This window comes from Parabacteroides sp. AM58-2XD, from assembly GCF_003463685.1.
GTDB lineage: Bacteria > Bacteroidota > Bacteroidia > Bacteroidales > Tannerellaceae > Parabacteroides > Parabacteroides segnis.
Map to the genome: position 1 here is coordinate 19,097 of NZ_QSDP01000052.1, position 24,158 is coordinate 43,254.

The 24,158-nt window shown below is 42.9% G+C and carries 19 protein-coding genes; 16 read left to right on the top strand and 3 right to left on the bottom strand.

Features of this window, described 5'->3' with window-relative positions; translation table 11 throughout:
* Nucleotides 1–57: 57 nt before the first annotated feature.
* The 3 genes from DXA15_RS13750 to DXA15_RS13760 all read left to right on the top strand — a co-directional run bounded on the left by DXA15_RS13750 (nucleotide 58) and on the right by DXA15_RS13760 (nucleotide 2,638).
* Entirely contained in the window at nucleotides 58–387 is a 330-nt protein-coding gene (locus tag DXA15_RS13750) for a hypothetical protein (protein ID WP_128134403.1), read from the top strand.
* Nucleotides 384–1,553 carry an alpha-L-fucosidase gene (locus tag DXA15_RS13755; RefSeq protein WP_233567271.1) on the top strand — a complete coding sequence of 390 codons (1,170 nt, stop codon included), beginning with the start codon at nucleotides 384–386 and terminating at the stop codon, nucleotides 1,551–1,553. Before DXA15_RS13750 ends, DXA15_RS13755 begins: the two co-directional genes overlap by 4 nt.
* Before the next feature lie 176 nt (nucleotides 1,554–1,729).
* Nucleotides 1,730–2,638, top strand: a complete 909-nt coding sequence (locus DXA15_RS13760; RefSeq protein WP_158579664.1) for an alpha-L-fucosidase — start codon at nucleotides 1,730–1,732, stop codon at nucleotides 2,636–2,638.
* Nucleotides 2,639–2,774: 136 nt separating this feature from the next.
* Here DXA15_RS13760 and DXA15_RS13765 read toward each other — a convergent pair whose 3' ends face one another.
* Entirely contained in the window at nucleotides 2,775–3,593 is an 819-nt protein-coding gene (locus tag DXA15_RS13765) for an AraC family transcriptional regulator (protein WP_128134406.1), read from the bottom strand.
* 103 nt (nucleotides 3,594–3,696) lie between these two features.
* Here DXA15_RS13765 and DXA15_RS13770 point away from each other — a divergent pair, with 103 nt between their 5' ends.
* From DXA15_RS13770 to DXA15_RS13825, 12 genes are all read left to right on the top strand, one after another.
* Nucleotides 3,697–5,964: a pyruvate formate lyase family protein gene (locus DXA15_RS13770; protein ID WP_158579665.1), complete on the top strand. Its 2,268-nt coding sequence runs from the start codon at nucleotides 3,697–3,699 to the stop codon at nucleotides 5,962–5,964.
* Nucleotides 5,961–6,929, top strand: a complete 969-nt coding sequence (locus DXA15_RS13775) for a glycyl-radical enzyme activating protein (RefSeq protein WP_128134408.1) — start codon at nucleotides 5,961–5,963, stop codon at nucleotides 6,927–6,929. The genes DXA15_RS13770 and DXA15_RS13775 overlap by 4 nt, the downstream gene beginning before the upstream one ends.
* A 1-nt stretch (nucleotide 6,930) precedes the next feature.
* The gene (fucP, locus tag DXA15_RS13780) at nucleotides 6,931–8,178 is read left to right on the top strand and encodes an L-fucose:H+ symporter permease (protein WP_128134409.1); all 1,248 of its coding nucleotides are present in this window, start codon (nucleotides 6,931–6,933) and stop codon (nucleotides 8,176–8,178) included.
* Between the two features lie 16 nt (nucleotides 8,179–8,194).
* Nucleotides 8,195–9,607 carry an alpha-L-fucosidase gene (locus DXA15_RS13785; protein ID WP_128134410.1) on the top strand — a complete coding sequence of 471 codons (1,413 nt, stop codon included), beginning with the start codon at nucleotides 8,195–8,197 and terminating at the stop codon, nucleotides 9,605–9,607.
* Nucleotides 9,608–9,615: 8 nt separating this feature from the next.
* Nucleotides 9,616–10,845 carry a glycoside hydrolase family protein gene (locus DXA15_RS13790; RefSeq protein WP_199676318.1) on the top strand — a complete coding sequence of 410 codons (1,230 nt, stop codon included), beginning with the start codon at nucleotides 9,616–9,618 and terminating at the stop codon, nucleotides 10,843–10,845.
* Between the two features lie 6 nt (nucleotides 10,846–10,851).
* Nucleotides 10,852–12,210 carry a sulfatase gene (locus DXA15_RS13795; protein WP_128134411.1) on the top strand — a complete coding sequence of 453 codons (1,359 nt, stop codon included), beginning with the start codon at nucleotides 10,852–10,854 and terminating at the stop codon, nucleotides 12,208–12,210.
* A gap of 119 nt (nucleotides 12,211–12,329) precedes the next feature.
* The gene (locus DXA15_RS13800) at nucleotides 12,330–14,564 is read left to right on the top strand and encodes a hypothetical protein (RefSeq protein ID WP_128134412.1); all 2,235 of its coding nucleotides are present in this window, start codon (nucleotides 12,330–12,332) and stop codon (nucleotides 14,562–14,564) included.
* 158 nt (nucleotides 14,565–14,722) lie between these two features.
* Nucleotides 14,723–15,925 (top strand): glycoside hydrolase family 88 protein, encoded by a 1,203-nt coding sequence (locus tag DXA15_RS13805; protein ID WP_128134413.1) that lies wholly within the window; start codon nucleotides 14,723–14,725, stop codon nucleotides 15,923–15,925.
* 7 nt (nucleotides 15,926–15,932) lie between these two features.
* Nucleotides 15,933–17,153, top strand: a complete 1,221-nt coding sequence (locus tag DXA15_RS13810) for a DUF2264 domain-containing protein (RefSeq protein WP_010800597.1) — start codon at nucleotides 15,933–15,935, stop codon at nucleotides 17,151–17,153.
* A gap of 46 nt (nucleotides 17,154–17,199) precedes the next feature.
* The gene (gene kduI / locus DXA15_RS13815) at nucleotides 17,200–18,042 is read left to right on the top strand and encodes a 5-dehydro-4-deoxy-D-glucuronate isomerase (RefSeq protein ID WP_048315773.1); all 843 of its coding nucleotides are present in this window, start codon (nucleotides 17,200–17,202) and stop codon (nucleotides 18,040–18,042) included.
* 12 nt (nucleotides 18,043–18,054) lie between these two features.
* A complete protein-coding gene (locus DXA15_RS13820; protein WP_009859644.1) occupies nucleotides 18,055–18,846 on the top strand; it encodes a gluconate 5-dehydrogenase in 792 nt (263 codons plus the stop codon).
* 176 nt (nucleotides 18,847–19,022) lie between these two features.
* A complete protein-coding gene (locus tag DXA15_RS13825) occupies nucleotides 19,023–20,150 on the top strand; it encodes an ATP-binding protein (protein ID WP_128134414.1) in 1,128 nt (375 codons plus the stop codon).
* Between the two features lie 209 nt (nucleotides 20,151–20,359).
* Here the strand turns inward: DXA15_RS13825 and DXA15_RS13830 are convergent, their stop codons facing one another.
* Both DXA15_RS13830 and DXA15_RS13835 read right to left on the bottom strand, forming a co-directional pair.
* A complete protein-coding gene (locus tag DXA15_RS13830) occupies nucleotides 20,360–21,856 on the bottom strand; it encodes an acetyl-CoA hydrolase/transferase family protein (RefSeq protein ID WP_128134415.1) in 1,497 nt (498 codons plus the stop codon).
* Nucleotides 21,857–21,935: 79 nt separating this feature from the next.
* Nucleotides 21,936–22,361 (bottom strand): hypothetical protein, encoded by a 426-nt coding sequence (locus tag DXA15_RS13835; RefSeq protein ID WP_128134416.1) that lies wholly within the window; start codon nucleotides 22,359–22,361, stop codon nucleotides 21,936–21,938.
* A gap of 251 nt (nucleotides 22,362–22,612) precedes the next feature.
* Here DXA15_RS13835 and miaB point away from each other — a divergent pair, with 251 nt between their 5' ends.
* Nucleotides 22,613–23,983, top strand: a complete 1,371-nt coding sequence (gene miaB / locus DXA15_RS13840; RefSeq protein ID WP_128134417.1) for a tRNA (N6-isopentenyl adenosine(37)-C2)-methylthiotransferase MiaB — start codon at nucleotides 22,613–22,615, stop codon at nucleotides 23,981–23,983.
* Nucleotides 23,984–24,158: the final 175 nt, after the last annotated feature.

The following is a 24,158-nucleotide window of genomic DNA, read 5'->3' on the forward strand; positions in this document are numbered from 1 at the left end:
CTACTTTTGTGGCATTCAAAAGTAGGTTTTTTATTGCTTTAAATACTATATAAGATCATGAGAACATTTTGGGTAAATTCTTTTTTATTCGGGCTGGCATTTTGCTCTTTTTTGTCTTGTGGTAGCAGACAGCAGGAAAAATACATTACTTCCTGCTCGTTCCCGGAAGGGGCGACTATCGGAGAGAAAGTTCGTATGGCTGCTCATGTCGTACCATCTGAACGCCAATTGGAATGGCAAAAGATGGAAAAGACTTGTTTCATTTGTTATGGGATCAATACCTTTACCGGTAAGGAGTGGGGAACGGGGAAAGAGGATCCTCGCTTTTCAATCCAACGGCGCTGGATGTCGGGCAATGGGCAAAAACAGCTAAAGAGGCCGGCATGAAGATGATTCTGCTGACTTGCAAGCATCATGACGGCTTTTGTTTATGGCCTTCTGCTTATACCGATTTCTCTGTCGAATCCACCCCTTGGAAAGAAGGTAAGGGTGATTTGGTGCGCGAAGTGGCAGATGCTTGTAAGGAATACGGTTTAAAGTTTGCGGTGTATTTATCTCCTTGGGACATGAATCATCCTGATTATGGGACGGAACGCTATAACGACTTTTTTGTTAACCAGTTAACCGAACTGTTGACACAATACGGGCGTGTGGATGAGGTTTGGTTTGACGGTGCTTGTGGCGAAGGACCTAACGGAAAAAAGCAAGAGTATGACTTTAAGCGTTATTACGAAGTGATACGCCGTTTGCAACCGGAGGCGGTGATTGCCGTCATGGGGCCGGATGTACGGTGGGTCGGTACGGAAAGCGGTTATGGGCGTGATATGGAATGGAGTGTGATACCGGCTTCAGCCAATAGCCTGGAAGATATAGCTGAATCTTCCCAGCAGGAGGCAGGAAGCGGAACATTCTTGCCGGAAGGAGATAAGCGTCAGCAGGACTTGGGTAGCCGGAAATTATTGGCCGATGCAAAAGGGGTGATCTGGTATCCGTCGGAAGTGGATGTCTCGATTCGCCCGGGATGGTATTATCATGCCAAACAAGATTCTTTGGTGAAGTCTCCTCAGAAATTAATCGACATCTATTATAGTTCGGTCGGCAAGAACTCTTTGTTACTATTGAATCTTCCTCCGGATAAACGTGGGCTCATCCATGAAAACGATGTCCGTAGTTTACAAGGAATGACACGTATATTGAATGAGACTTTCCAGAATAACCTGTTGAAGTCGGCAAAGGTTTCTTCAAAGTCGGTATCTGTCTTTACGGATGGAGCATTGGAAACCTATTGGCAAGGAGACAAAGAAAATAATCAGATTGAAATAGTATTCGGAAAGAAGCAAGTTTTTGACCGTCTGTTATTGCAGGAAAATATAACGGAAGGCCAGCGTATAGAAGATTTTACATTGGAGTGTTGGATGGATAATCAGTGGAAGGTCGTTGCGGAGGGAACAACCATCGGCTATAAACGTATCCTCGTTTCGATTCGGTGGAAACGGAGAAAGCTCGTATTATTATTAGGAAATCCCGCGATTTACCTCAGGTTTCAGAAATAGGAGTTTATAAAGCATCAAAAGAGGAAGTTGATTAATAAAATAGGTTAGCCATGAAATTGAAAGTTATTATTTTGTGTGTTTGTTTTTTACATTCATTATCTGTTGTCTCTCAGAAAAAGGGGACGATCATTCAAGAGAAAATACCGGATGAGGTCAGGGCAAAACAAATTTCGGATATGAAATTTGGAATGTTTATCTGCTGGTCATTCAGTACATTTTCCGGTATAGAATGGACTGGACAGGAGTTACCGCCTGAATTTTTCCGTGCGACAAAGTGTGATACCGACCAATGGGCAAGAGTGGCTAAAGAAGCCGGAATGAAATACATTTATGTATTGACTAAACATCATGATGGCTTTTGTTTGTGGGATACGAAGACCACGGATCTGAAGGTAACCAATGCTCCGTTAAAAAAGGATGTGTTGAAGATGTTGCGCAAATCGTGTGACAAGTATGGCATCAAGTTAGGAATCTATTATTCGGAAGCAGACTGGAACTGGCCGGGGGCGAAGCGCGGAAAAGGTGGCCGAGGAAATTATGATGCCGGAGGCGTTAATCCGGAGGTAAAGAAAGCTCAGTTAAAGGAATTATTGACGCAATACGGCCCGATTGAACTGATTTGGTTTGACCATGCTGTAGGTGATGGCGGTTTGTCGCATGAAGAAACGACTCGTTGGGTCCATCAATTTCAACCGAATTGCTTTGTCGGATATAATACAGGTGAACCATCAGGTCGCCTTTGCCTTCGTGAGAGGGGCAAGGCCGGTAAATTAGGAGATACGGATGCCAGTCATAACAATAAGGAAAATGAAGGAAGTTATAAAGGGTATTTGGTAGCAGAATTTACTTATCCAATACTTCCCAAGCATAAGGGAGGGGCTGATTGGTTTTATTCGTTGCCCAAACATGATACTTTATGTCATTCTGCCGATAAAATATTTAATGATTATAAAGAAGCTGTTAAATATGGAAATATATTTTCAATTAATGTCGGACCGGATTATGACGGTAAAATAAGAGATATTGATGTGAAGACATTGAAAGAGGTCGGGAAAATGATAGAGGAGTATCAGAGAAACAATTAGTGAAATGAAAAAAATGTATAGTCGTATTTTTACCATCGCATAACACAAGCCCCTGTCATGATTTCGGGAAAAACGATTATTATATCTGCGAAATCTTATGTGACCGGAGCTTGTTGGATGGAAAGAAAGCCGATTATTAAATAAGGATATCCTTTCGTTTCTTTTGGTATTCTCCGGGAGAAATACCGTAGTATTTCTTAAACGATCGGCAAAAATGAGCATCGTCTGTGAATCCTAATTCATAGGCGATGTTTTTTATTGTCAGTCGTTTGTCGGTTAATAATTGTAATGCAGCATTCATACGGAGAAGCGTAAGATAATTCGCCGGTGTCATATTTAAGGTATTCTTGAATACTTTATGAAAGTAGTTAGGCGACATACAGCATTGACTAGCCAATTGTTCTAATTTGATAGCCTCTTTATAGTATTGGTTCATATACATCATGGCTGGTTCTATTCGTTGGGTTTCAACAGATATTGATAGTTGATTTATAGGATATTGAGTGAACAATTCCAATGTGATTGTTTGCAGCAATGTTTGAATATGGAGAATGTTTAAAGAGTATTCCCAACTTGAAGAAGCGGTGGATGTAAGTAATTTTTCCAATTGAGGCATTAAATCTGGGAAGTTTATTTTTTCTGTTGGGAGTTTAACGACTGTAGGTAGCGATAGCAATCCTTGATAAATTGTTAGGCTTTTAGGAATAAAATGCAACCAATGTGTTGAAAATGAATAATTACAATATTGATTGTTAAGTTTATTCCCGTTTATGAAGTATAAATTGTTTTTCTGTAAATTGAAAGTTTGATCATTGTCGCAAACAAACACTTCTCCTTCTGTTAGTTGGTATATTTTGAAACAGTTGTCTATTTCTGTGTGTTTTTTGTTCCACGATGAGTTCCCCGAATAATACCCGCCTGTCAATAGCTCGTATGTCTGATTTAAGTATAGCATATTTTCATGTTTAGAGTAAGATTATGCAATGATATGTTTTTTTTGTGCAATATCAAAATTAATATGCATACTATTTTTGTCTCAGTATAAAAAAGTATTTAATATGGAAAACACAACCTCATTTACAAAGAGCGAACGTATCGAACGTTTGCACAAACGAAACAAAGATTTGGCACAGAATCATAAACGGGACATTTATGTCGATAATCCGGAGTTTTTGGTTTATCATTGGTCCGGGAAAGCGGCAGCATTTAGTCCGGCTACCGGTGAAACGGCGGCTGATGCGAATGAACGCATCAATTTGGGAGATCATAATTGCCGTATAGACAACGGAGAACCTTATCCTTTTGTAAAACAAATGCCTTCGAAGGTGTCCGGCTTTTCGTATGATCCGGTCAATTTTGCGGAAGATTATGCCTTCTTTTTAGATCATAGCCCGGTAGTGATTCATCCGGGAGAGCTGATCGCCGGTGAATTTTACTGGCAATTGGATGAAGCCCGTTATTTTAAATATCCGCAGGAAAATCAGGATTTGGGCTTCAAAGCTCGTAAACTGGGAGCCGGAGGAATGAGTTTGGCTCATACATGTCCGGACTTATCTATTGGGTTGAAACTGGGCTGGAACGGTTTGTTGAAGAAAATATGCCGTTATAAAGAACAATACAAGGCGTTTGACAACCGGAAAAGCTATGAGTATTTGTGTGCGGCTGAATTGGTTTGCGAGTCGATCATCCGTTACGTGCAACGGTATGCCGTAAAAGCAAAAGAGCTGGCTGAATGTGAAAGTGATCAGGGACTTAAAACGATGTATGCAACAATAGCCGGTAATTGTTTGAATCTGGTAGATAATCCGCCGGCAACTTTCCTGGAAGCTCTTCAATGGATGAACTTTTATCAGATAGCCGAACGTATTATCGGTCATGGTAACGGCTATGGACGAATGGATCAGCTATTGATTGATTTTTACCGGGAGGATGTCAGGAATGGTATTTTGACTAAAGAGATGGCCCGGGAATATATCGCTGAGTTGTATTTGAAATACGGTGGCAATTATTATTCTTTCGGGGGAAGAGACCAGTCCCTGAAAGATGCAACGAACGAATTGAGTTGGATCGGGGTAGAGGCTTATGATATGCTGGGAGGTTATAACCAGTTGGGGGTTATGTGGCATAGTGATATCGATCCTGCATTTTGGGAATATGCCTGTGATGTTGTCGGCAGGCATGGTTGTGGTGCTCCGACTTTGGTTAATTATGATGTATTACGGGCCAGCGAACTGCGTTCCGGCTATAAGGAAGAAGATGCATGGAACATCGCTTATTCCGGATGTCAATGGTATTGTTCGATAGGGAAAGAATATTGTGACCAGGATACCAATTCACTGGTTCCTCTTCAACCTATGTTTAGGACTATAGAATATGCAAAGGATAAGGTAACTCTCGAGTGGGATGATTTTATGGCCTGTTTTCGGAAAGAACTGGACCGGACTATGGATGTATTGGTTGATTTTAAGAATAACACCTACAAATGGCAACCCAAAGTATGGCCGGAAATCGTTACCTCTTTGTGTATGCATGGTCCTATAGAGAATGGCAGGGATGTTACCGATGTACGGGCAGTTGCCAATAATTATACGTCGGTCAATGTATTGGGAGTTCCTAATTTATGTGATAGCCTTTTCGCTATTCGTGAATTGGTCTTCAAGCAGAAGAAATACAGCCTGCAAGAATTGGACGCTGCGCTTAAGAATAATTGGGTGGATAAAGAGGTCATGCGTCAGGAATTTTTGAATCAGCCTAAATTCGGTAACGATATCGACGCGGTAGATAATTTTACAGTGGAAGTATGTACCCTGATACGCAGCATGTTGGAGGAAAAGCATAATATAAAAGGATTCCATTTCCGTCCGTCGTTGTTCCAGTTCATGGGACACACGTATGCCGGTCCTATGCTGGGGGCGACACCCGATGGTAGGAAGGCAGACGAACCTTTGGCGCACGGCATGAACCCGATGCATGGTAGGAATAAAGGAGGTATACTCCCTACTATGCGTTCGTTTACCAAGCTCAATTATGTAGAATATCAAGGCGGATCTTTCCAGATCGAATTACATCCGAGCTTTTTCCCGGAAGGGCAACCGAGAGGAAAGTTTGTAAGTGCTTTTGCCAATCATTTCTTTGACCGGGGAGGTGTGCAGATAAATTTGAATGTGGTAGATTTGGCCACATTGGAAGATGCGATGCATCATCCGGATAAGGAAGAATATAAAGGTATTGTTGTGAAAGTAACCGGATATTCCGCTCATTTTGTTTTCATGGACCGGCAGTTTCAGGAAGAGTTCATCAAACGTGTTAATTACCAGAATATATGATTTTTAATAAGTCGTGTGAGGCTTTGATAACGCATGTGGCGTCCTTGTCTTCGCATGACGGACCTGGATTGAGAACAACCTTGTTTTTTAAAGGTTGTTCTCTAAAATGCAGGTGGTGTCATAATCCGGAGACAATCCGGAATGTACCGGAGTTGGAGTGGGATCGTCGTCTTTGTATCGGATGCCGTACATGTAAAGAGCATTGTAGTAGTGGAGCCATTGATTTTTCCCTGGGACGGGATTATTTGGTTGATAAGAAACAATGTGTCCAATGTTTTGCTTGTGCGCGGCAATGTCCGTCCCAGGCATTGAAGGTTACGGGAAAAACGTATTCGCTGGAGGCGTTGGAAGAACTGATACTGAAAGATGAAAAATTGATTCGGTCGATGTCGGGAGGAGTTACTTTCTCCGGTGGCGAGCCCGTCCTTCAATCGGAGTTTATCGTTCAATTGTCACGACGGTTAAAGAATAGGAATATTCATTTGGCTTTGGATACATGCGGGTTGGCTCCTTGGGAAAGTTACAAACAATTATTGCCTTACATGGACTTGATATTGTATGACCTGAAAGAGATGGATGCTGCCAAACATATTGAATTTACCGGAGCAGACAACCGGATGATCCATGAGAACATACTCCGTATGGTCGATTATATTCATTCCAACCAATTGCTTGTCCGGATTTGGATTCGTACTCCTTTAATACCCGGGATGACGGCTTCTTTGGAAAACATTACTGCCATTGGTACATTTATCAATGCCTACTTGTCGGAAGATGTAGATAAATGGGAGCTTTGTGCGTTTAATAATTTGTGTAATGATAAATACAATCGTTTGGGCGTTCGATGGAGTTTGAAAGACACGGAATTATTATTGAGAGGAGAAATGGAAGAATTATTATTGGAGGCGAAGCGGTCGGCTTCTTCGATAAAACAAGTAACAGCCTCTGGCTTAAATAAAAAGTAAAATGAATACACGGTATACTTTGGTTAATCCTTTTTATAAATCTACCTTTATATGGGTTACGTTCCTCTTCTTTTTATGGGGAATTCCTAATAATTTGAATGGGATATTGATCAAGCAGTTCATGAAATCGTTTGAATTGTCTATTTTCCAGGCAAGCTTGGTGCAATCTGTATTTTATATAGGTTATTTTGTTTTTGCATTGCCATCTGCCATGGTGATGCGGAAGTATAGTTACAAAGCGGGGTTGATAAGCGGACTTTTATTATTTGCTTTGGGTTGTTTGCTGTTTTGGCCCGCTGCCTTGTTAGGTTCTTATTCGTTTTTTTTATTCAGTTTGTTTATTATTGCTTCCGGACTGACGTTTTTGGAGACGGGAGCCAATCCGTTTATCGTGGAACTAGGAGATGAACAGACTGCGGAAAGGCGTTTGAATCTTTCGCAAGCGTTTAATCCGATCGGTTCTATTTTAGGAGTACTTATAGGGACGGTATTTGTATTTTCCGGTACAGATATTGATCAAGCCATGATTGAAAACATGAAAAATACGGGTGTATATGCCAATTATTTGCAAGAGGAGACTTTGCGGGTTGTCAGACCGTATTTGTGTTTGGCTGTACTGGCTTGTTTATGGGCGCTTTTAGCATCTAGGATTCATTTTCCGTTGAAAAAGAAGGAAGAGGTTAAGCAGAAAATACAGGTTAAGCATTCTGTTTCTTTTTTAATAAAGGACAGAGCTTTTATGAAAGGTGTATTAGCCTTATTTTTGTATGTGGGAGCCCAGGTCGGGACATGGAGCTATTTTATTTTTTATGTGCAGGAATACGCCGGTGTAGATGAAAAAATGGCGGGCTATATGCTGTCTGGTACATTAATGGCTTTCGCTTTAGGACGTTTGTCTGCAACCTGGTTTATGAAACGGATTTCTCCGGCTGTGTTGATGAAAATATATAGTTTTGCAAATATCATACTAGTTGGGGCTTGTATTGTATTTACAGATGTTTTCGGGATGTGGTGTTTGTTGTTGACCAGCTTCTTTATGTCAGTGATGTATCCGACCCTATTTTCTGTCAGTGTCAAAGGGCTGGGAGAACATACCAAGATTGGCGGATCGATTTTGGTGATGGCTATTTTAGGAGGCGCACTTCTTACTCCTTTAATGGGATTTATCATGGAGATAAGTAATGTCGCTTATGCTATGTTCGTGCCTTTGTGTGCTTATATGTATATCTTTTATTATAGTCGTAAATAGTAATTGAATTATAAATATGGAAAGCAAATCAAATAAACTGATTGTAATTGCAGGATTGTTATTGTTCTGTAATTTGTTGTTTGCACAAGTGCCATTAAAATATGGTGCACAACGTGAAGGTAAACGTACCGACTCGGCTATGCAGAAGTGGCGTGATAATCGTTTCGGACAATTTGTGACTTTTGGGTTGTTTTCGGTTCCGGGAGGACATTGGAACGGAAAATATTACGGAGGTGCGGCTGAGTGGATAAAATCCAGTGCCAAGATAAGTAATGAAGCCTATGATTCATTGCGGGCAAATTTTAATCCACAGCGGTTTGATGCAAAAGAATGGGCCCGAACAGCAAAGCAGATGGGTGCTAAATATGCACTGGTCACAACCAAGTTTCATGATGGTTTTTGTTTGTGGCCAAGCAAATACACCGATTTCGATATTGAAAACACGCCTTACAAGAAAGACCTGTTGAAAGAATTCGTAGATGCTTATAACGCCGAAGGTATCGATGTCGTTTTCTATTATTCTGTTTTGGATTGGCATCATCCGGATTGGCGGTATGATATCAAAAGCGAACAGGACAGTATCGCTTTCGACCGTTATTGGAATTGGATGACATTGCAGATAGAAGAACTTATGCTCCGTTATCCGTCGGTTATCGGATTTTGGTATGACGGAACCTGGGATAAGTCGGTCGTAAAACGGGGAAAATATACCTGGGATTTGGAAAAAAAGATGCAATCCATCAATCCTTATATTATTTCCGGAAGCCGTTTGCGGGCAGATGAAACCGGTGCACGCCATTTTGATGCCAATAAGAAAATGATGGGCGACTATGAACAGGGATGGGAAAGGAAGTTGCCCGAAAAGCCATTGGAAAATGACTGGGAGTGTGTGATGACTGTCCCCGAAAACCAATGGGGGTATCATTCCGACTGGCGCGGACATGTAAAGACCCCGTATGAAGTTCTCGAGATGGTTGCGGCTTGTACTTCGTTGAGTGGTAATTTTATGTTGAATTTCGGTCCTAAAGGGGATGGATCTATCCGGAAAGAAGAACAGTTTATTGCCGGGGAAGTCGGGAAGTGGATGAAAATAAACGAGGAGGCCATCTATAATTGTGAAGGAGCCGGACTGCCGGAACAGAAATGGGGGTATTATACAATGAACCATAAGACAGGAAAAGTCTACATGGTTGTATTTAATAAACCGGTGAATGGTGCTTTACGGGTGAAGTTGCATAAAGGAACCCGTTTGGTTGAAGCTCGTTTGTTGGATGGCAAGAAAAAATTGGATACGGAGGAAATCTCCAGGCAGGAATATTTTGTCCATATAAACGGAAAAGCGAAAGGAAAGTATCCTTTTGTGATTGAAATAGATTTGAGGCAAGGTGAGGGGGATGCCGAAAAACAGTATGTCGCCCCTAAAATTTAATTTATACGATGAAGATAAGTAAGTGTATGCAATTGGCTGCTATCGGCTGTTTTTCTTTTTTGGCTGGTTGCCGGCAATCCGGAATGTCTTTTTGTAATTACGAAGCGTTGCCGGTCAATGTCGAATTGGTGAAGAAGGGAGATAGCCGCTTTGTCAAAGGTCCATCAGCATTCGGTATTGAAGATTGTTTCGTTTGGGGAGCATCTGTTTTGAAAGCGGAAGAGGATGGTAAATATTATATGGTTTATTCGGCTCAGGAAGCCGGTGTGTATCCTTTTGGAAATGCCTGGGTGTTAGGCTCCAAATTAGGATTGGCTGTCTCTGACCGGCCTGATGGAGGTTTTAAACAGTTAGGCTTTTTCTTGAATCGGGACGGTTATGCGCCTGATGCCTCTTCCTGGGATGCACAGACCTTGGTAAACCCGCATCTTCGTCGTTTCGGTAATAAATACTATCTTTATTATGTAGGCAGTAAAGATCCGGGAGATGTACCGGTTAAATCAAAAACGGGGAAGTTGGATCGCCGAAGCCGTATTCAACAGATGCAACAGATCGGAGTGATTGAATTCGATTCGTTTGGTGATTTGTTAAATGGGAAGTTTGTGAAAAGTGAAACACCTTTGTTGTCTCCCCGTACACGGGTCAAGCCGGATGATATCGTGTCTCCGTCTCCGGAAGGGACCGTTGCCAAACCGGATAATATTATTGTGGTGAACCCCGCTGTGGTTTACCGACCTTCCGACGGAAAATACTTGCTTTACTTCAAAGGAAATATGTATGATCCTCATTGGCGGGGAGTACATGGCGTTGCTGTCGGAGATTCACCGACCGGACCTTTTGTCTCGTTAGATGTCCCGGTATTTGATTTGTCGTTGGATGACGGGCAGAAACTTTCGGCAGAAGATCCCTATGTGTGGTATAACAAGAAGGACAAACTTTTTTATGCGGTTTTTAAAGATTTTACGGGACATTTCACCAAGGCCGGTCCTTGTTTGGCCATTATGTATTCGGAAGATGGCATAGATTGGAAATTGCCGGAAAACTCTTTGTTTATGAAAAAAGAATTGATACTACTGTCGGGCGACACGCTGGATGTACACCGTCTGGAACGTCCGCAACTTTTTTTAGACGAAAACGACGATCCGCAGGTACTGTTTGCCGCCTGCTCCATCGATGACGTTAATCCGAAGAAAGACGGAAGTTCATTCAATATACATATACCATTAGTAAAAAAGTAATCGATCATGCAACAGAAAAAACAAATTCCGGTTTTATGTTGCCTCTCTTTATTCCCCTTGCAGCAACTTGCCGCAGAAACGGAAAACACGAGCAGGCAACCCAATATCATTTTAATTTATTGCGATGATTTAAGGTATGGCGATTTGGGGGTAACCGGTCATCCGAATATCCAAACACCTAATTTAGACCGTATGGCATTGAACGGTATGCGTTTCTCCAATTATTACAGTGCTTCGCCAGCTTCTACGGCAAGCCGATATGCCATGATGACCGGGAAATATCCGCCCCGTTCCGGTTTTGAGTGGGTCTTGGGGCCTAAGTCCGAGCGAGGGATTCACCCCGATGAAATAACTCAGGCTGAGGCTTTGAAAAGTAAAGGATATAAAACTGCTATATACGGAAAATGGCATTTAGGTTCCACAAAAAGAGAGTATTTGCCTCTTCAAAACGGTTTTGATGAATATGTCGGTTTTCCATATAGCAATGATATGATACCGCCTAAATGGCAGGATATCGCTTTGCTTAATGGAAATGACACGTTGGAAATGAACCCTGACCAATCTAAGTTGACGGAGTTATATACGCAGAAAGCGATTTCTTTTATCAAGAAGAATAAGAAGGAAAAGTTTTTTGTCTATCTGCCCTATGCTATGCCTCACGTTCCGCTTCATCCCGGCCCGCGTTTTGCCGGGAAATCCAAACGGGGCGCATATGGGGATGTTGTGGAAGAAATAGATTGGTATGTAGGTGAGATATTGGCTACACTAAAGAAAGAGAAACTGGAAAAGAACACAATCGTGTGGTTTATCAGCGATAACGGCCCTTGGATCATCATGAAAGAAGAAGGTGGTTCTGCCGGATTGTTCTGTGACGGGAAAAGCAGCACGTGGGAAGGTGGCATCCGTGTCCCTTGCATAGCTTACTGCCCTGGTCAAATCGCTCCCCAGGTAAATGATGAACTCGTGACGGCCATGGACGTATATGCAACAAATCTTTGGCTGGGAGGATACCGGTTATCAGAAAATCATGTGACAGATGGGAAAAACATTGCTTCCTATTTGGGTTATGCAGATGCAAAAAAAAAAGAGGATACACCCTATTTTTATTTCGGACAAGGACACCGTCTTTATGCCGTGAGGGAAGGTAAGTGGAAATTGCATGTAAAGACATTTTCGCAAACGGGAGCTGATTATTTCAGAGGGAAATTGCCCTTGTTGTTCGATTTGGAACGGGATCCTTCTGAGAAATACGATTTGTCGGAGCAGAACCCGGAAATCGTTGTGCATTTACAACAGCTTCTGAGGTCAAAAGATAAAGAAATTAAAGAAACCGGCAATTTTTTTGACAAAAAACAGAATAAATAACCTGGTTGTATCCCTTGCGGCAAGTTTTCGGAATTCCCGAAAGCTTGCCGCAGGTTTGCAACGACCTATCGGAAGTTCCGCTGGGAATATGATCGGATGTATATAAAGAAAAATGATATATGAATAAGAAAAGCATACTTATATCCCTATTCGTTTGTTGTTTATCCACTCTGTGCAAAGGGAACGATTCGGGTTTGTTGTATGGGGTGGAGAACCGGGTGGATTGGAAAGATTTTCTGTCCCGTCATGATTTGGTCTGGGAAAAGACACCGCGCAGTTATTTTGATGCTCCTTTTGTCGGTAATGGATTATTAGGTGCCATGTTGTATATGCCCGAAGGGGAGGCTTTGCGTTTGGATGTGGGAAGCACGGAAGTGGTGGAACGGCGGAATACGGAGGCCCGTAGCATTGTGGATAACGGACGGCTTCCGGTAGGATATTTTGAGTTTGCCTCGACTTATCCGATTGACCGGGCGACAGGACGGTTGGATTTGTATAATGCACAGGCTCGTTTCGATTTGCGTACAAAAAAGAAACAGTCTTTGCAACTGGATCTGAAAGTTTTACGAAACAGGGACGTGATTGTCCTTGAATATGATTCTCCAGCAGATGCGGACGGGTATTGGGTCTTTCGTCCGGCCATGTCTGTGGTGCCGCGGCTTCCGATGAAGGGAACCTCCCATTTGAATCCGGCTGCCGAAATGAAAGTGATAAACAACGTGAACGTCGCTATTCAAAACAGGGATGCCGGTGGTTGTTATGTCACTGCATGGAAAGAGATAAAATTGCCGGAAGGACGAAAACGCTTGTTGATTACCATTCAAGATAGCTACCCGGATCATTCGGCAATAAACAAGGCGGTGGATCTGATTGATTCTTCTGTCTCGGAACATGTTATGGCGCAAGAAAGAAAAGCACACGCCGACTGGTGGAATAACTATTATACGGCAAGTTTCGTCTCCATCCCCCATCCCCAAATGGAGTCTTTGTATTGGGGATTGCAATATAAGCTGGCTTCCATGATGCGTAAAGGAGCTCCCTTGTGTGATCTGATGGGGCCTTGGTATAAATCGACAACATGGCCCGGGATATGGTTTAATCTGAATACACAGATGTTGTTCAGTTCTTTGCATATCTCTAACCAGATAGAACTTGCTTCAACTTTGCATGATTTTATTTATGCAAATGAAGAAAATTTGATCAATAGCATACCACAACAATGGAGGCATAACGCGGCGGGGTTGGTCCGTTGTACGGGAAAGGATCAGATAGAGCCTGTCTTTGAGTGGCCGAATGCCGAATATCCCGAACGTTCGAACCTAATTTATCTGATGTATTACATGTGGGAACATTATCGCGTATTAATGGATGACCGGTATCTGGAAGAACAGTTTTTTCCGCTGTTGAAACGTGCTGCCAATTTCCTGTTCAATGTCGTCACTATAGATGAGAGCGGGGTGATCCATATCCCTGAAAGCCATTCTCCTGAAGCTATTTATGATACGGATACGAATTATGACCTGTCTTCACTTCGTTGGGCCTGTACGACCTTGTTGGCGATTGACGATCGTTTGCATATCGGTGATGAGCAGCGGACTGAGTGGAAACGTGTTTTAAAGAAGTTGGTCCCGTATCCGACTGATGAAAATGGGTATATGGCATCGGCCCATCATAAAGCGCCGCTCGGTCATCGTCATTGGTGCCATCTTTTCCAAATTTATCCATATGCGTTGATTAATTACGATCAACCGGAAAATCGTTCGATCATTATGCGTTCGTTGCAACATTGGGGAAGTCCTTCTATCCCTAATACTTGGACGCAAGCGGTTATAAGTTCCATGTACTCATATCAGCAGAAAGGGGAAGAGGCTTTAAAACATTTGGAGCTGGCTTTGAATACCTCTAATTTGTCTGCCAATTTTACACATTCCGAGGGTAAGAATCCTTGTTCGGAAACGTATGGCGGTTTGAGCCGTATGCTTCAGGATATGCTGTTTCAGAGTTGGGGAAATAAAATACGTATATTTCCTGGAGTTAGTGGCAGTTGGCGGGAGGCTGTCTTCTATCAGTTACGTGCGGAAGGTGGTTTCCTGGTTTCTGCCGGACGGAAAAATGGTACAACAGATTGGATTAATATTCATAGCTTGGCAGGTGAGCCTTGTATTGTAGAGCATAATTTTGATGCTCCTTTTACAGTGAAAGGCGTTAAATACAAAAGACTTGATGAAAGAAGAGTCCGCCTTTATCTTGAAAAAGGCGGAACTGCTTTGCTCTACACTGGGGATGAAGGAAAAAAGATTACTCCTGTAATTGTCTCGAATGGAAATTATAATAATTATGGACTAAGGAAATGAAGATTTGCCCCCTTTGTTTTTATCATATAAACAAGTAAAGTACGTATTGTCATTAGGCAGTCCTCTGAATTGCATTAAATTGTAGAATTCGGATTTGTTTTTAGAATTTAAATTGTATATTTGTCACAAACTTAAAAACTTAATAATTAATTTTTATCATGAACAAATTATTCTCGTATGGCGTGTTTGCGATCACATTGCTTTTGTCTGCCTGTGAATCGCAACCCAAACAGGAACCTATCGCAGATGTAATCGACCGTGGTTTGAAGGTCTCAACCGAACAGGCTCTTCTGATGGCTAAAGACTTGGAGAACCAAGAAGGCCGTCTTCCTAAGACAATTAATAAAGAAGGGAAACTGGCAACCAGCGACTATTCCTGGTGGTGTAGTGGTTTCTTTCCCGGCGAATTATGGTATCTGTACGAAAACAATCCGACTCCGGAATTAAAGAAATATGCCGAAATGTTTACGGACCGTGTGGAAGAAGTGAAGAATATCACTTACAGCCACGATGTCGGTTTCATGCTATATTGCAGTTATGGAAACGGTTATCGCCTGACCGGCAAACCGGAATATAAAGAGGTGATGCTGACCGGTGCCAATTCGCTGGCGACTCGTTTTGACGAGCGGGTGGGAGCTATCCGTTCCTGGGACTTCAATAAAAAAATCTGGCAGTTCCCGGTTATTATTGATAATATGATGAATCTGGAGTTTTTCAGTTGGGCTTCCAAAGCATCCGGTGACGACCGTTTTTATAAAATGGCTGTTTCTCATGCCGACAAGACAATGAATAATCATTTCCGTGACGATTATAGCTGTTATCATGTGGTTTCATACGATACGATAACCGGTGTTCCTCATAAGAAACAAACCCATCAGGGAGCTGCCGACGAATCAGCATGGGCTCGTGGACAGGCCTGGGCGTTGTATGGTTTCACCATGATGTATCGCGAAACCGGCAAACCTGAATATCTGAATCAAGCTAAACATATTGCGGCATTTATCATGAACAATCCGAATATGCCGGCAGACAAGGTTCCGTATTGGGATTTTGATGCTCCGGGTATCCCGAATGTGCCGAGAGATGCTTCTGCCGCGGCTATTATGGCTTCTGCACTGATTGAACTGAGCCAACTGGATAAGAGCGAAGAAGCAAAAAGCTACCTCGATTTTGCAGAACAGCAGGTTCGTTCTCTGACAACTCCCGAATATCTGGCTGCGAAAGGGACGAACTGTAATTTTGCTTTGATGCATTCTACCGGCCATTTCCCCGGAAACAGCGAAGTGGATGTTCCGTTGAGTTATGCTGACTATTATTATGTGGAAGCATTGATGCGTTTAAAGAAACTGACTGAAAAATAATGCCATTATGACAAATCTTCTGAAAACAACCGCTATTTTGGTTTGCTGCCTCTGCATCTCTTTCGCAGGAAAAGCGCAGCAAAACGGTACCCAGGACCGTGCCTTCTGGGTAGAAACATTGACACGTATCGCTGACCCGGTATTGACAAACCTGAGCAACAATACGTTGAAAAAAAATATGCCTTACGAGTCTTTATCGAAAGACAGAAGTGACTTCTCGCACTTGGAAGCGGTAGGCCGTCTGGTATGCGGTATTGCCCCCTGGCTGGAACTGGGTCCGGACAATACGCCCGAAGGACAACTGCGTGATAAATATATCAAACTGACAGTGAAAGGTCTGAAGAATGCCGTAAACCCGGATTCTCCCGATTATCTGGTCTTTGGAAAACCGTATCAGCCGTTGGTGGATGCCGCTTTCCTGGCTCAGGGATTGTTGCGTGCCAGAACCCAGCTGTGGGATAACCTGGATCCGCAGGCTAAGGAATGGATGATTACGGAATTTAAACGTAGCCGTGCCATTAAGCCTTGGGAAAACAACTGGCTGTTGTTTGCTTCTATGGTCGAGGCCGCTTTGCTGGAGTTTACCGGCGAATGCGATATGGACCGCCTGACGTATGGTGTCAAGAAGTTCCGTGACGAATGGTATAAAGGAGATGCGCTGTATGGTGACGGTCCTGCTTTCCACATGGATTATTATAACAGTTTTGTTATCCATCCGATGCTGACAGATGTTTTGCTGACGATGAAAAAGCATAACCTGGAAGGGGCGGACTTTCTCGATGTGCAATTGCCGCGTTTAACCCGTTATGCCGAACAGTTGGAACGTTTTATCTCACCGGAAGGAACCTTCCCTGTAGTAGGCCGTTCTATCGTGTATCGTTTTGGCGCATTCCATGCATTGGCACAGGCCAGCCTGATGCACGTGCTTCCGGAAAGAGTGAAACCGGCTCAGGTACGCTGTGCTATGACGGCTGTTATCCGTAACCAGATGAAATCACCGAAGAACTTTGATGCAAACGGTTGGTTGCGTGTTGGTTTCACCGGTGAACAAATCGATATGTCAGAGTCTTATATTAACACAGGGAGTGTTTATCTGTGTGCCGTAGGTTTGCTGTCTTTAGGATTGCCGGCTACCGACGAATATTGGTCGGCCCCTTACACCGAATGGACGAATTTGCGTGCCTGGAAGGGTGAAAGCGATGTAAAGGCAGATCATGCGCTTAAGTAATTGAAAATGAAGAATTGAAAAATGAGAATTAAATACAGATAAGAATATGAAAACAAATTATGAATTGCGTTATGCTGCGCATCCGGAAGATGCCAAGCAATATGATACGAAACGTATTCGTCGGGATTTCCTGATCGAAACAGTTTTCGCGCCGAATGAAGTGAACATGGTTTATTCCATGTACGACCGTATGATTGTTGGCGGCGCCATGCCTGCCGGCGAAGTGTTGCAACTGGAAGCGATTGATCCGTTGAAAGCTCCTTATTTCCTGACACGCCGTGAAATGGGTATTTTCAATGTGGGTGGTCCCGGTATTGTAAAAGCCGGCGATGCCACTTTCGAGCTCGATTTTAAGGAAGCTCTTTACCTGGGTTCGGGAGATCGTGAAGTGACTTTTGAAAGCAAGGATGTAAAGAATCCGGCTAAGTTCTATTTCAACTCGACTACGGCTCATCGTAATTATCCGGATAAGAAAGTGACGAAAGCGGATGCCGTTGTTGCCGCTATGGGTTCACTGGAAATGTCGAACGACCGTAACATCAATAAGATGATCGTGAATCAGGTATTGCCTACCTGCCAGTTGCAGATGGGTATGACCGAGCTGAAACCGGGTAGCGTATGGAATACAATGCCGGCACATGTTCACAGCCGTCGTATGGAAGCATATTTCTATTTCGATATTCCGGAAGACCAGGCCATCTGCCATTTTATGGGTGAGGTGGATGAAACCCGCCATATCTGGATGAAGGGCGACCAGGCTGTTTTGTCTCCCGAATGGTCTATCCACAGTGCAGCTGCTACGCACAACTATACCTTTATCTGGGGTATGGGCGGCGAAAACCTGGACTATGGCGATCAGGATTTCTCTAAAATTACGGACTTAAAATAAACAAATACTAACATGGTAAATTTTTCATTAGAAGGTAAAGTCGCACTTGTAACAGGTGCTTCTTACGGAATTGGTTTTGCGTTGGCTACTGCTTTTGCTCAGGCTGGTGCAAAGGTCGTTTTCAACGATATCAAACAGGAACTGGTGGATAAAGGTATAGCTGCTTACAAGGCGGAAGGAATCGAAGCAAAAGGGTATGTTTGCGACGTGACTAGCGAAGAGCAGGTAAATGCAATGGTTGCCCAGATCGAGAAAGAAGTAGGCGTTATCGACATCCTGGTAAACAATGCCGGTATCATCAAACGTATTCCGATGCACGAAATGAGTGCTGCCGAATTCCGTCAGGTAATCGATGTGGACCTGAACGCTCCGTTTATCGTTTCTAAAGCCGTTATCCCTTCTATGATAAAGAAAGGTCACGGAAAAATCATCAACATCTGTTCGATGATGAGCGAACTGGGACGCGAAACGGTTTCTGCTTATGCGGCTGCAAAAGGCGGTTTGAAGATGCTGACACGTAATATCGCATCCGAATATGGTCAATATAACATCCAGTGTAACGGTATCGGCCCGGGTTATATCGCAACTCCGCAAACGGCCCCGCTTCGTGAAACTCAGCCGGACGGCTCACGCCATCCGTTCGATTCTTTCATCATCGCGAAGACTCCGGCAGCCCGTTGGGGAACTCCGGAAGATCTGATGGGACCGGCTGTGTTCCTGGCTTCCGATGCTTCCGACTTCGTAAACGGACATGTATTATATGTAGACGGTGGTATCCTTGCTTATATCGGAAAACAACCCTGATAAATACCGGATAAAGACTCGTTAGTCTTACTGATATAAAAGATTCCTTCCGAGAGAAATTCGGTTTTCTTTCGGAAGGAATTTTATTTTCTCCCGGATGGAGTAAAAAGAATTGCTGATTACGTAAGTATGATTATTATAAGATAATAATTATCTTTGCGTAAAAAGATAATTGTATGCTTCTGATAAATAATCCATTTGTAACAAGCGGCTATATTGCTCCCGAATATTTCTGTGACCGTGAAAAGGAAACGGAAGAGTTGCTTCGCTGGCTGTTGAACGAGAATAATGTGGCTATCATTTCTACCCGCCGTATGGGAAAGACCGGATTGATTCAGCATTGTTTTCAATTGGCAGAGGTGAAAGATCATTATTATACTTTTCTTATCGACATCTATGCAACGAAGACACTCCGCGAGTTTGTTTTTCAATTGGGAAAAGCTATTCTTACTGCTTTAAAACCTAAGGGACGGAAGGCGTGGGAATTGTTCATCAATAGTCTGACTTCGTTGAAGGCTGGATTTACCTTTGATATGTCCGGTATACCTCAATGGAATATAGAGTTGGGAGATGTCAAATCACCGGAGACGACGCTGGATGAGATATTTCATTATCTTTCCTTGTCAGACAAACCTTGTATTGTTGCTATCGATGAGTTTCAGCAAGTCGCTCAATATCCGGAAAAGAATACGGAAGCATTGCTCCGTACCTATATTCAGCATTGTCCTAATGCCCGCTTTGTGTTTGCCGGTTCTCAGCGTCATCTGATGGGAGAAATGTTTATCAGCCCGGCCCGTCCTTTTTATCAGAGTGTGTCGATTCTTCATTTGGCAGCTATTGATAAGCAAAAATATATCGAATTTGCCCGGCATCATTTCAGAATGGCTCAAAAGGATATAGATGAGGAGGTTGTAGCTTCTTTGTATGATCGTTTTGAAGGAATTACCTGGTATCTTCAGAAAATATTGAATATCCTTTTTGCTGTAACTCCCCCCGGTGAGGTTTGTAATAAGGAGATGATTGAACAAGCCGTACATTTTATCCTGGATTCTTATTCGTTTACCTATTCGGAATTGCTCTATCAGTTACCGGAAAAGCAAAAAGAATTACTGATTGCAATCTGTAAGGAGGGAAAAGCGACCGCATTGACTTCCGGGAAATTTATCCATAAATACAGTTTACCATCGAGCAGTTCGGTTCAATCTGCTTTAAAAGGTTTGTTGGAAAAGGATTTTGTAACCAAAGAAGGGGCTTTTTATATGGTTTATGACCGTTTCTTCTCTTTGTGGCTGAGACGTATGTAATATATTGGAGTTACAATCTTTAAAAACTCGTTTAAAACGGGCAGTAACTTCGTTTAAAACAAGATTTTTTTCATTTAAAGCGGACTGTAACCTTGTTTAAAACGAATTTTTACTCGTTTTAAAGAGATTTGAGTCTCTCATCGATTTGAACAAAAAAGTCCCGAAGTGTTTTGGCACTTCGGGACTTCATATGATATAAAAAGTCGCAATTACTTATTATACTTGCTCCAGTCTACATTGTGCATATCGCCGCTAGCAGCCAGTTCTTCGTGGAATGCGAAGCAGCATTTCAGGTTTTGCGGAGTATGGCCTTTTACGCCCATTGCCAGATATTCTCTTAACAGAGGTTTGTAATCCGGGTGAACGCAATTGTCGATGATACAGTTGGCACGTTCGATCGGAGATTTACCGCGCAGGTCGGCTACACCGTATTCGGTGATGATGATCTTCACTGAGTGTTCGCTGTGATCCAGGTGAGATACCATCGGAACGAAAGCGCTGATCTTTCCCTCTTTCGCTGTAGAAGGAGTAGTGAAGATAGACAACATCGCTGAACGGGTAAAGTCGCCCGAACCACCGATACCGTTCATCATTCTTGTTCCTGATACATGAGTAGAATTGATATTTCCGAAGATGTCAGCTTCCAATGCTGTGTTGATAGCGATCAGGCCTAAGCGGCGGGCAACTTCCGGATTGTTGGAAATTTCCTGCGGACGAAGAAGGATCTTATCCTTGAAGAAATCAAGATTTGCATAGATTTCGCGAATTACTTCATTACTTACAGATAATGAGCAACCACTGGCAAATTTAACGCGGCCTTCTTTCATCAGGCTGATTACCGCATCTTGGATAACTTCAGTATATACATTGAACGCAGGGATATTTTTGTTGGCTCCCATGCAACCCAAAACAGCGTTGGCAACATTACCTACACCACTCTGTAACGGAACGAATTCTTTCGGCAGACGGCCGGCTTCGATTTCACTTACCAGGAAGTCGGCAACATTTTTACCGATTGCCATTGTGACATCGTCCAGCGGAGAGAATTTACCGCCTTCGTTCGGCTCTTCTGTCTTAACGATACCGACGATCTTAGCCGGATCAACCTTCACATAAGGAGTACCGATACGGTCGGAAGGAGTATAAATAGGGATTTCACGACGGTAAGGAGGATCAGCCGGTTCATAAATATCATGCATACCGCGTATTTCCTTCGGGTGGCGGCTGTTCAATTCAATGATGATGCGGTCAGCCATCCGGCAGATAGTCGGAAGGATACCTACACCGCTCGTCGGAACGATTTCACCATCTTCGGTTACATCAGCAGCTTCAACGATGGCAACGTCGATTTTTCCCAGGAAACCGTAACGCAGGTCTTGTGCCAGTTCAGACAGGTGCATATCGAAATATTGTGCCCCGTGAGAATTCAGCAAAGCGCGCAGATCCTTATTTGATTGGTATGGAGTACGGAATTTGATTGCATTGGCACGAGCCAGTTCACCGTCCAGCTTGTCTCCGGTAGAAGCACCGGTAAACATACCGATCTGGAAAGGATTACCTTTTTCATGTTCCTCCATCGCTTTTTTAGCAATGGCTCCCGGAACAACTTTCGGACATCCGGCAGGGGTAAAACCACTGAATCCTACGTTATCGTCGTGATGTACGAACGAAGCAGCTTCTTCAGCTGTAATGAATTTTAAAGCCATGATATTATACTGTTTTTATATTAGATAAATACTTGTTAGTCAGCTAAACGGCTGCAAAGGTATTAAAAAAGAATATAGATCAGTACTTGCGGTTGAGTATTTCTGAATAAATAACTGCTTTTCTTAACTCTTCGGCATTATTGAACTCTATATCTTCCAGCATGGAATGTTCCTCTTCGATGGGGAAGTTCATAGGTTGGGATGAACTGACTTTTGACTTTTGGATTTCCTGCTCGGTGGATAAAAATGGTTTTGAGGCAGGTGTCTTTTTTTTCTTTTTATGGATCGGTGCAGTTGGTGCTTCCGGCTTTTGAGGGGTAGTTACCTCCTCTAGAATTTCCCAAAAACCTTTTCCCGAAGAGGTATTTTCCTCCGGGTATGTATCGTGTCCGGGCTGTCCGAGGACTTGTGTCGGGTGCTTTTTTTTGTTTTTTGAACTGAATAAACCGCTTATTGCTGCAACTATCAGAAAAACAATATAGATCCAATCGCCTACGTTATCCATAACTTTGATTATTTTTGCACTCCAAATGTACGAAGAATTATTGAATAGTGAAAGAGATAAGAATTATAAAGGGTATAAAAGTAAATAAGGGTAACTTCACAGCCACCCTTATTCGATTTAACCAAAACCTTAACTATGAAAAAATTTACGTTTTTCGTATGCAAATATAGTGCTCGGAATTGAACTGTGCAAACCTTTGGAGGTTTATTTTTATAGAATACAAGATTTTAAATTTTATTAACAAGAACGAAATGACGAATCAGGAAAATGGCGTAGACTTAAAATCTACAGCCGGAAATGAGGAGAAAAAATTGTTCATCGAGACCTACGGGTGCCAGATGAATGTAGCGGACAGCGAGGTGGTCGCCTCCATTATGAAAATGGACGGATACACCCTGACTGACAAGATTGAAGACGCTGATGCTGTCTTCGTAAATACCTGTTCTGTGCGTGATAATGCGGAACAGAAGGTTTACGGGCGACTACAGTATTTCCAGTCGCTGAAACGCAAAAAGAAATCGCTGATCGTCGGCGTACTGGGATGTATGGCCGAACGGGTGAAAGAAGAGTTGATCAATGTGCATCATGCAGACCTCGTGGTCGGGCCGGATTCTTATATGGATCTGCCGAATCTGGTCGGAGCTGTCGAGCATGGGGAAAAGGCGATCAATGTGGAACTTTCCACACAGGAGACCTACAAAGATGTAATGCCGCTGAAGCTGGGTGGCGTGCATATCTCCGGTTTTGTGTCGATCATGCGCGGATGTAATAATTTCTGTACCTATTGCATCGTGCCCTATACCCGTGGCCGGGAACGTAGCCGGGATGTGGAAAGTATCCTGAATGAGATCCGGGATATGCGCGATAAAGGTTTTAAAGAGGCCACCCTGCTGGGGCAGAATGTCAACTCATATGCTTTTGAAAAAGATGGTGAAACTGTAACATTCCCGATGTTACTGGAGCGGGTTGCGCTGGAAGCTCCGAATATGCGTATCCGTTTTGTGACCTCCCATCCGAAAGATATGAGCGACGATACGCTTCGTGTGATTGCCGCCCATAATAATATATGTAAGTATATCCATCTTCCTGCCCAATCCGGCAGTTCGAAGATTCTGAAAGTGATGAACCGTAAATATACCCGTGAATGGTATCTGGACCGTATCGCTGCTATCCGTCGCATCGTGCCGGAAGCATCTATTGCTACCGACCTGTTTTGCGGTTTCCATTCGGAGACGGAAGAAGACTATCAGGAAACACTTTCGCTGATGCGTGAAGTGAGGTATGATGCCGCTTTCCTGTTCAAATATTCGGAACGACCGGGAACATATGCAGCCAAGCATCTTCCGGATACCGTATCGGAAGAAGAGAAAGTACGCCGTTTGCGGGGAATGATCGACCTGCAGAATCAGTTATCCGAAGAAAGCAACCAGCGTGATATCGGTAAAGAGTTTGAAGTGCTGATCGAAGGATTTTCCAAGCGTTCACGTGAACAGTTATTTGGCCGTACCAGCCAGAACAAGGTGGTTATTTTCGATAAGAAGAATTATAAAGTCGGTCAGTTTGTGAAAGTACGGATTAACCGTGCGTCTTCAGCAACGTTATTTGGAGAAACGATAGACTGATAAGATTTTGTGTCCTAAAGTCTTAATATAGGCTATATATTGTCGGTGCGTTACTGATAATATGCAGTCTCTATTATTTTTTGTGTGTAAAAAAGTTAATAAAGAACGTTTGTATTGTTAAAATAGAGGAGTAGGGCATTGTATTCTAGTTTTATTAATAACAGTTACTGACGTT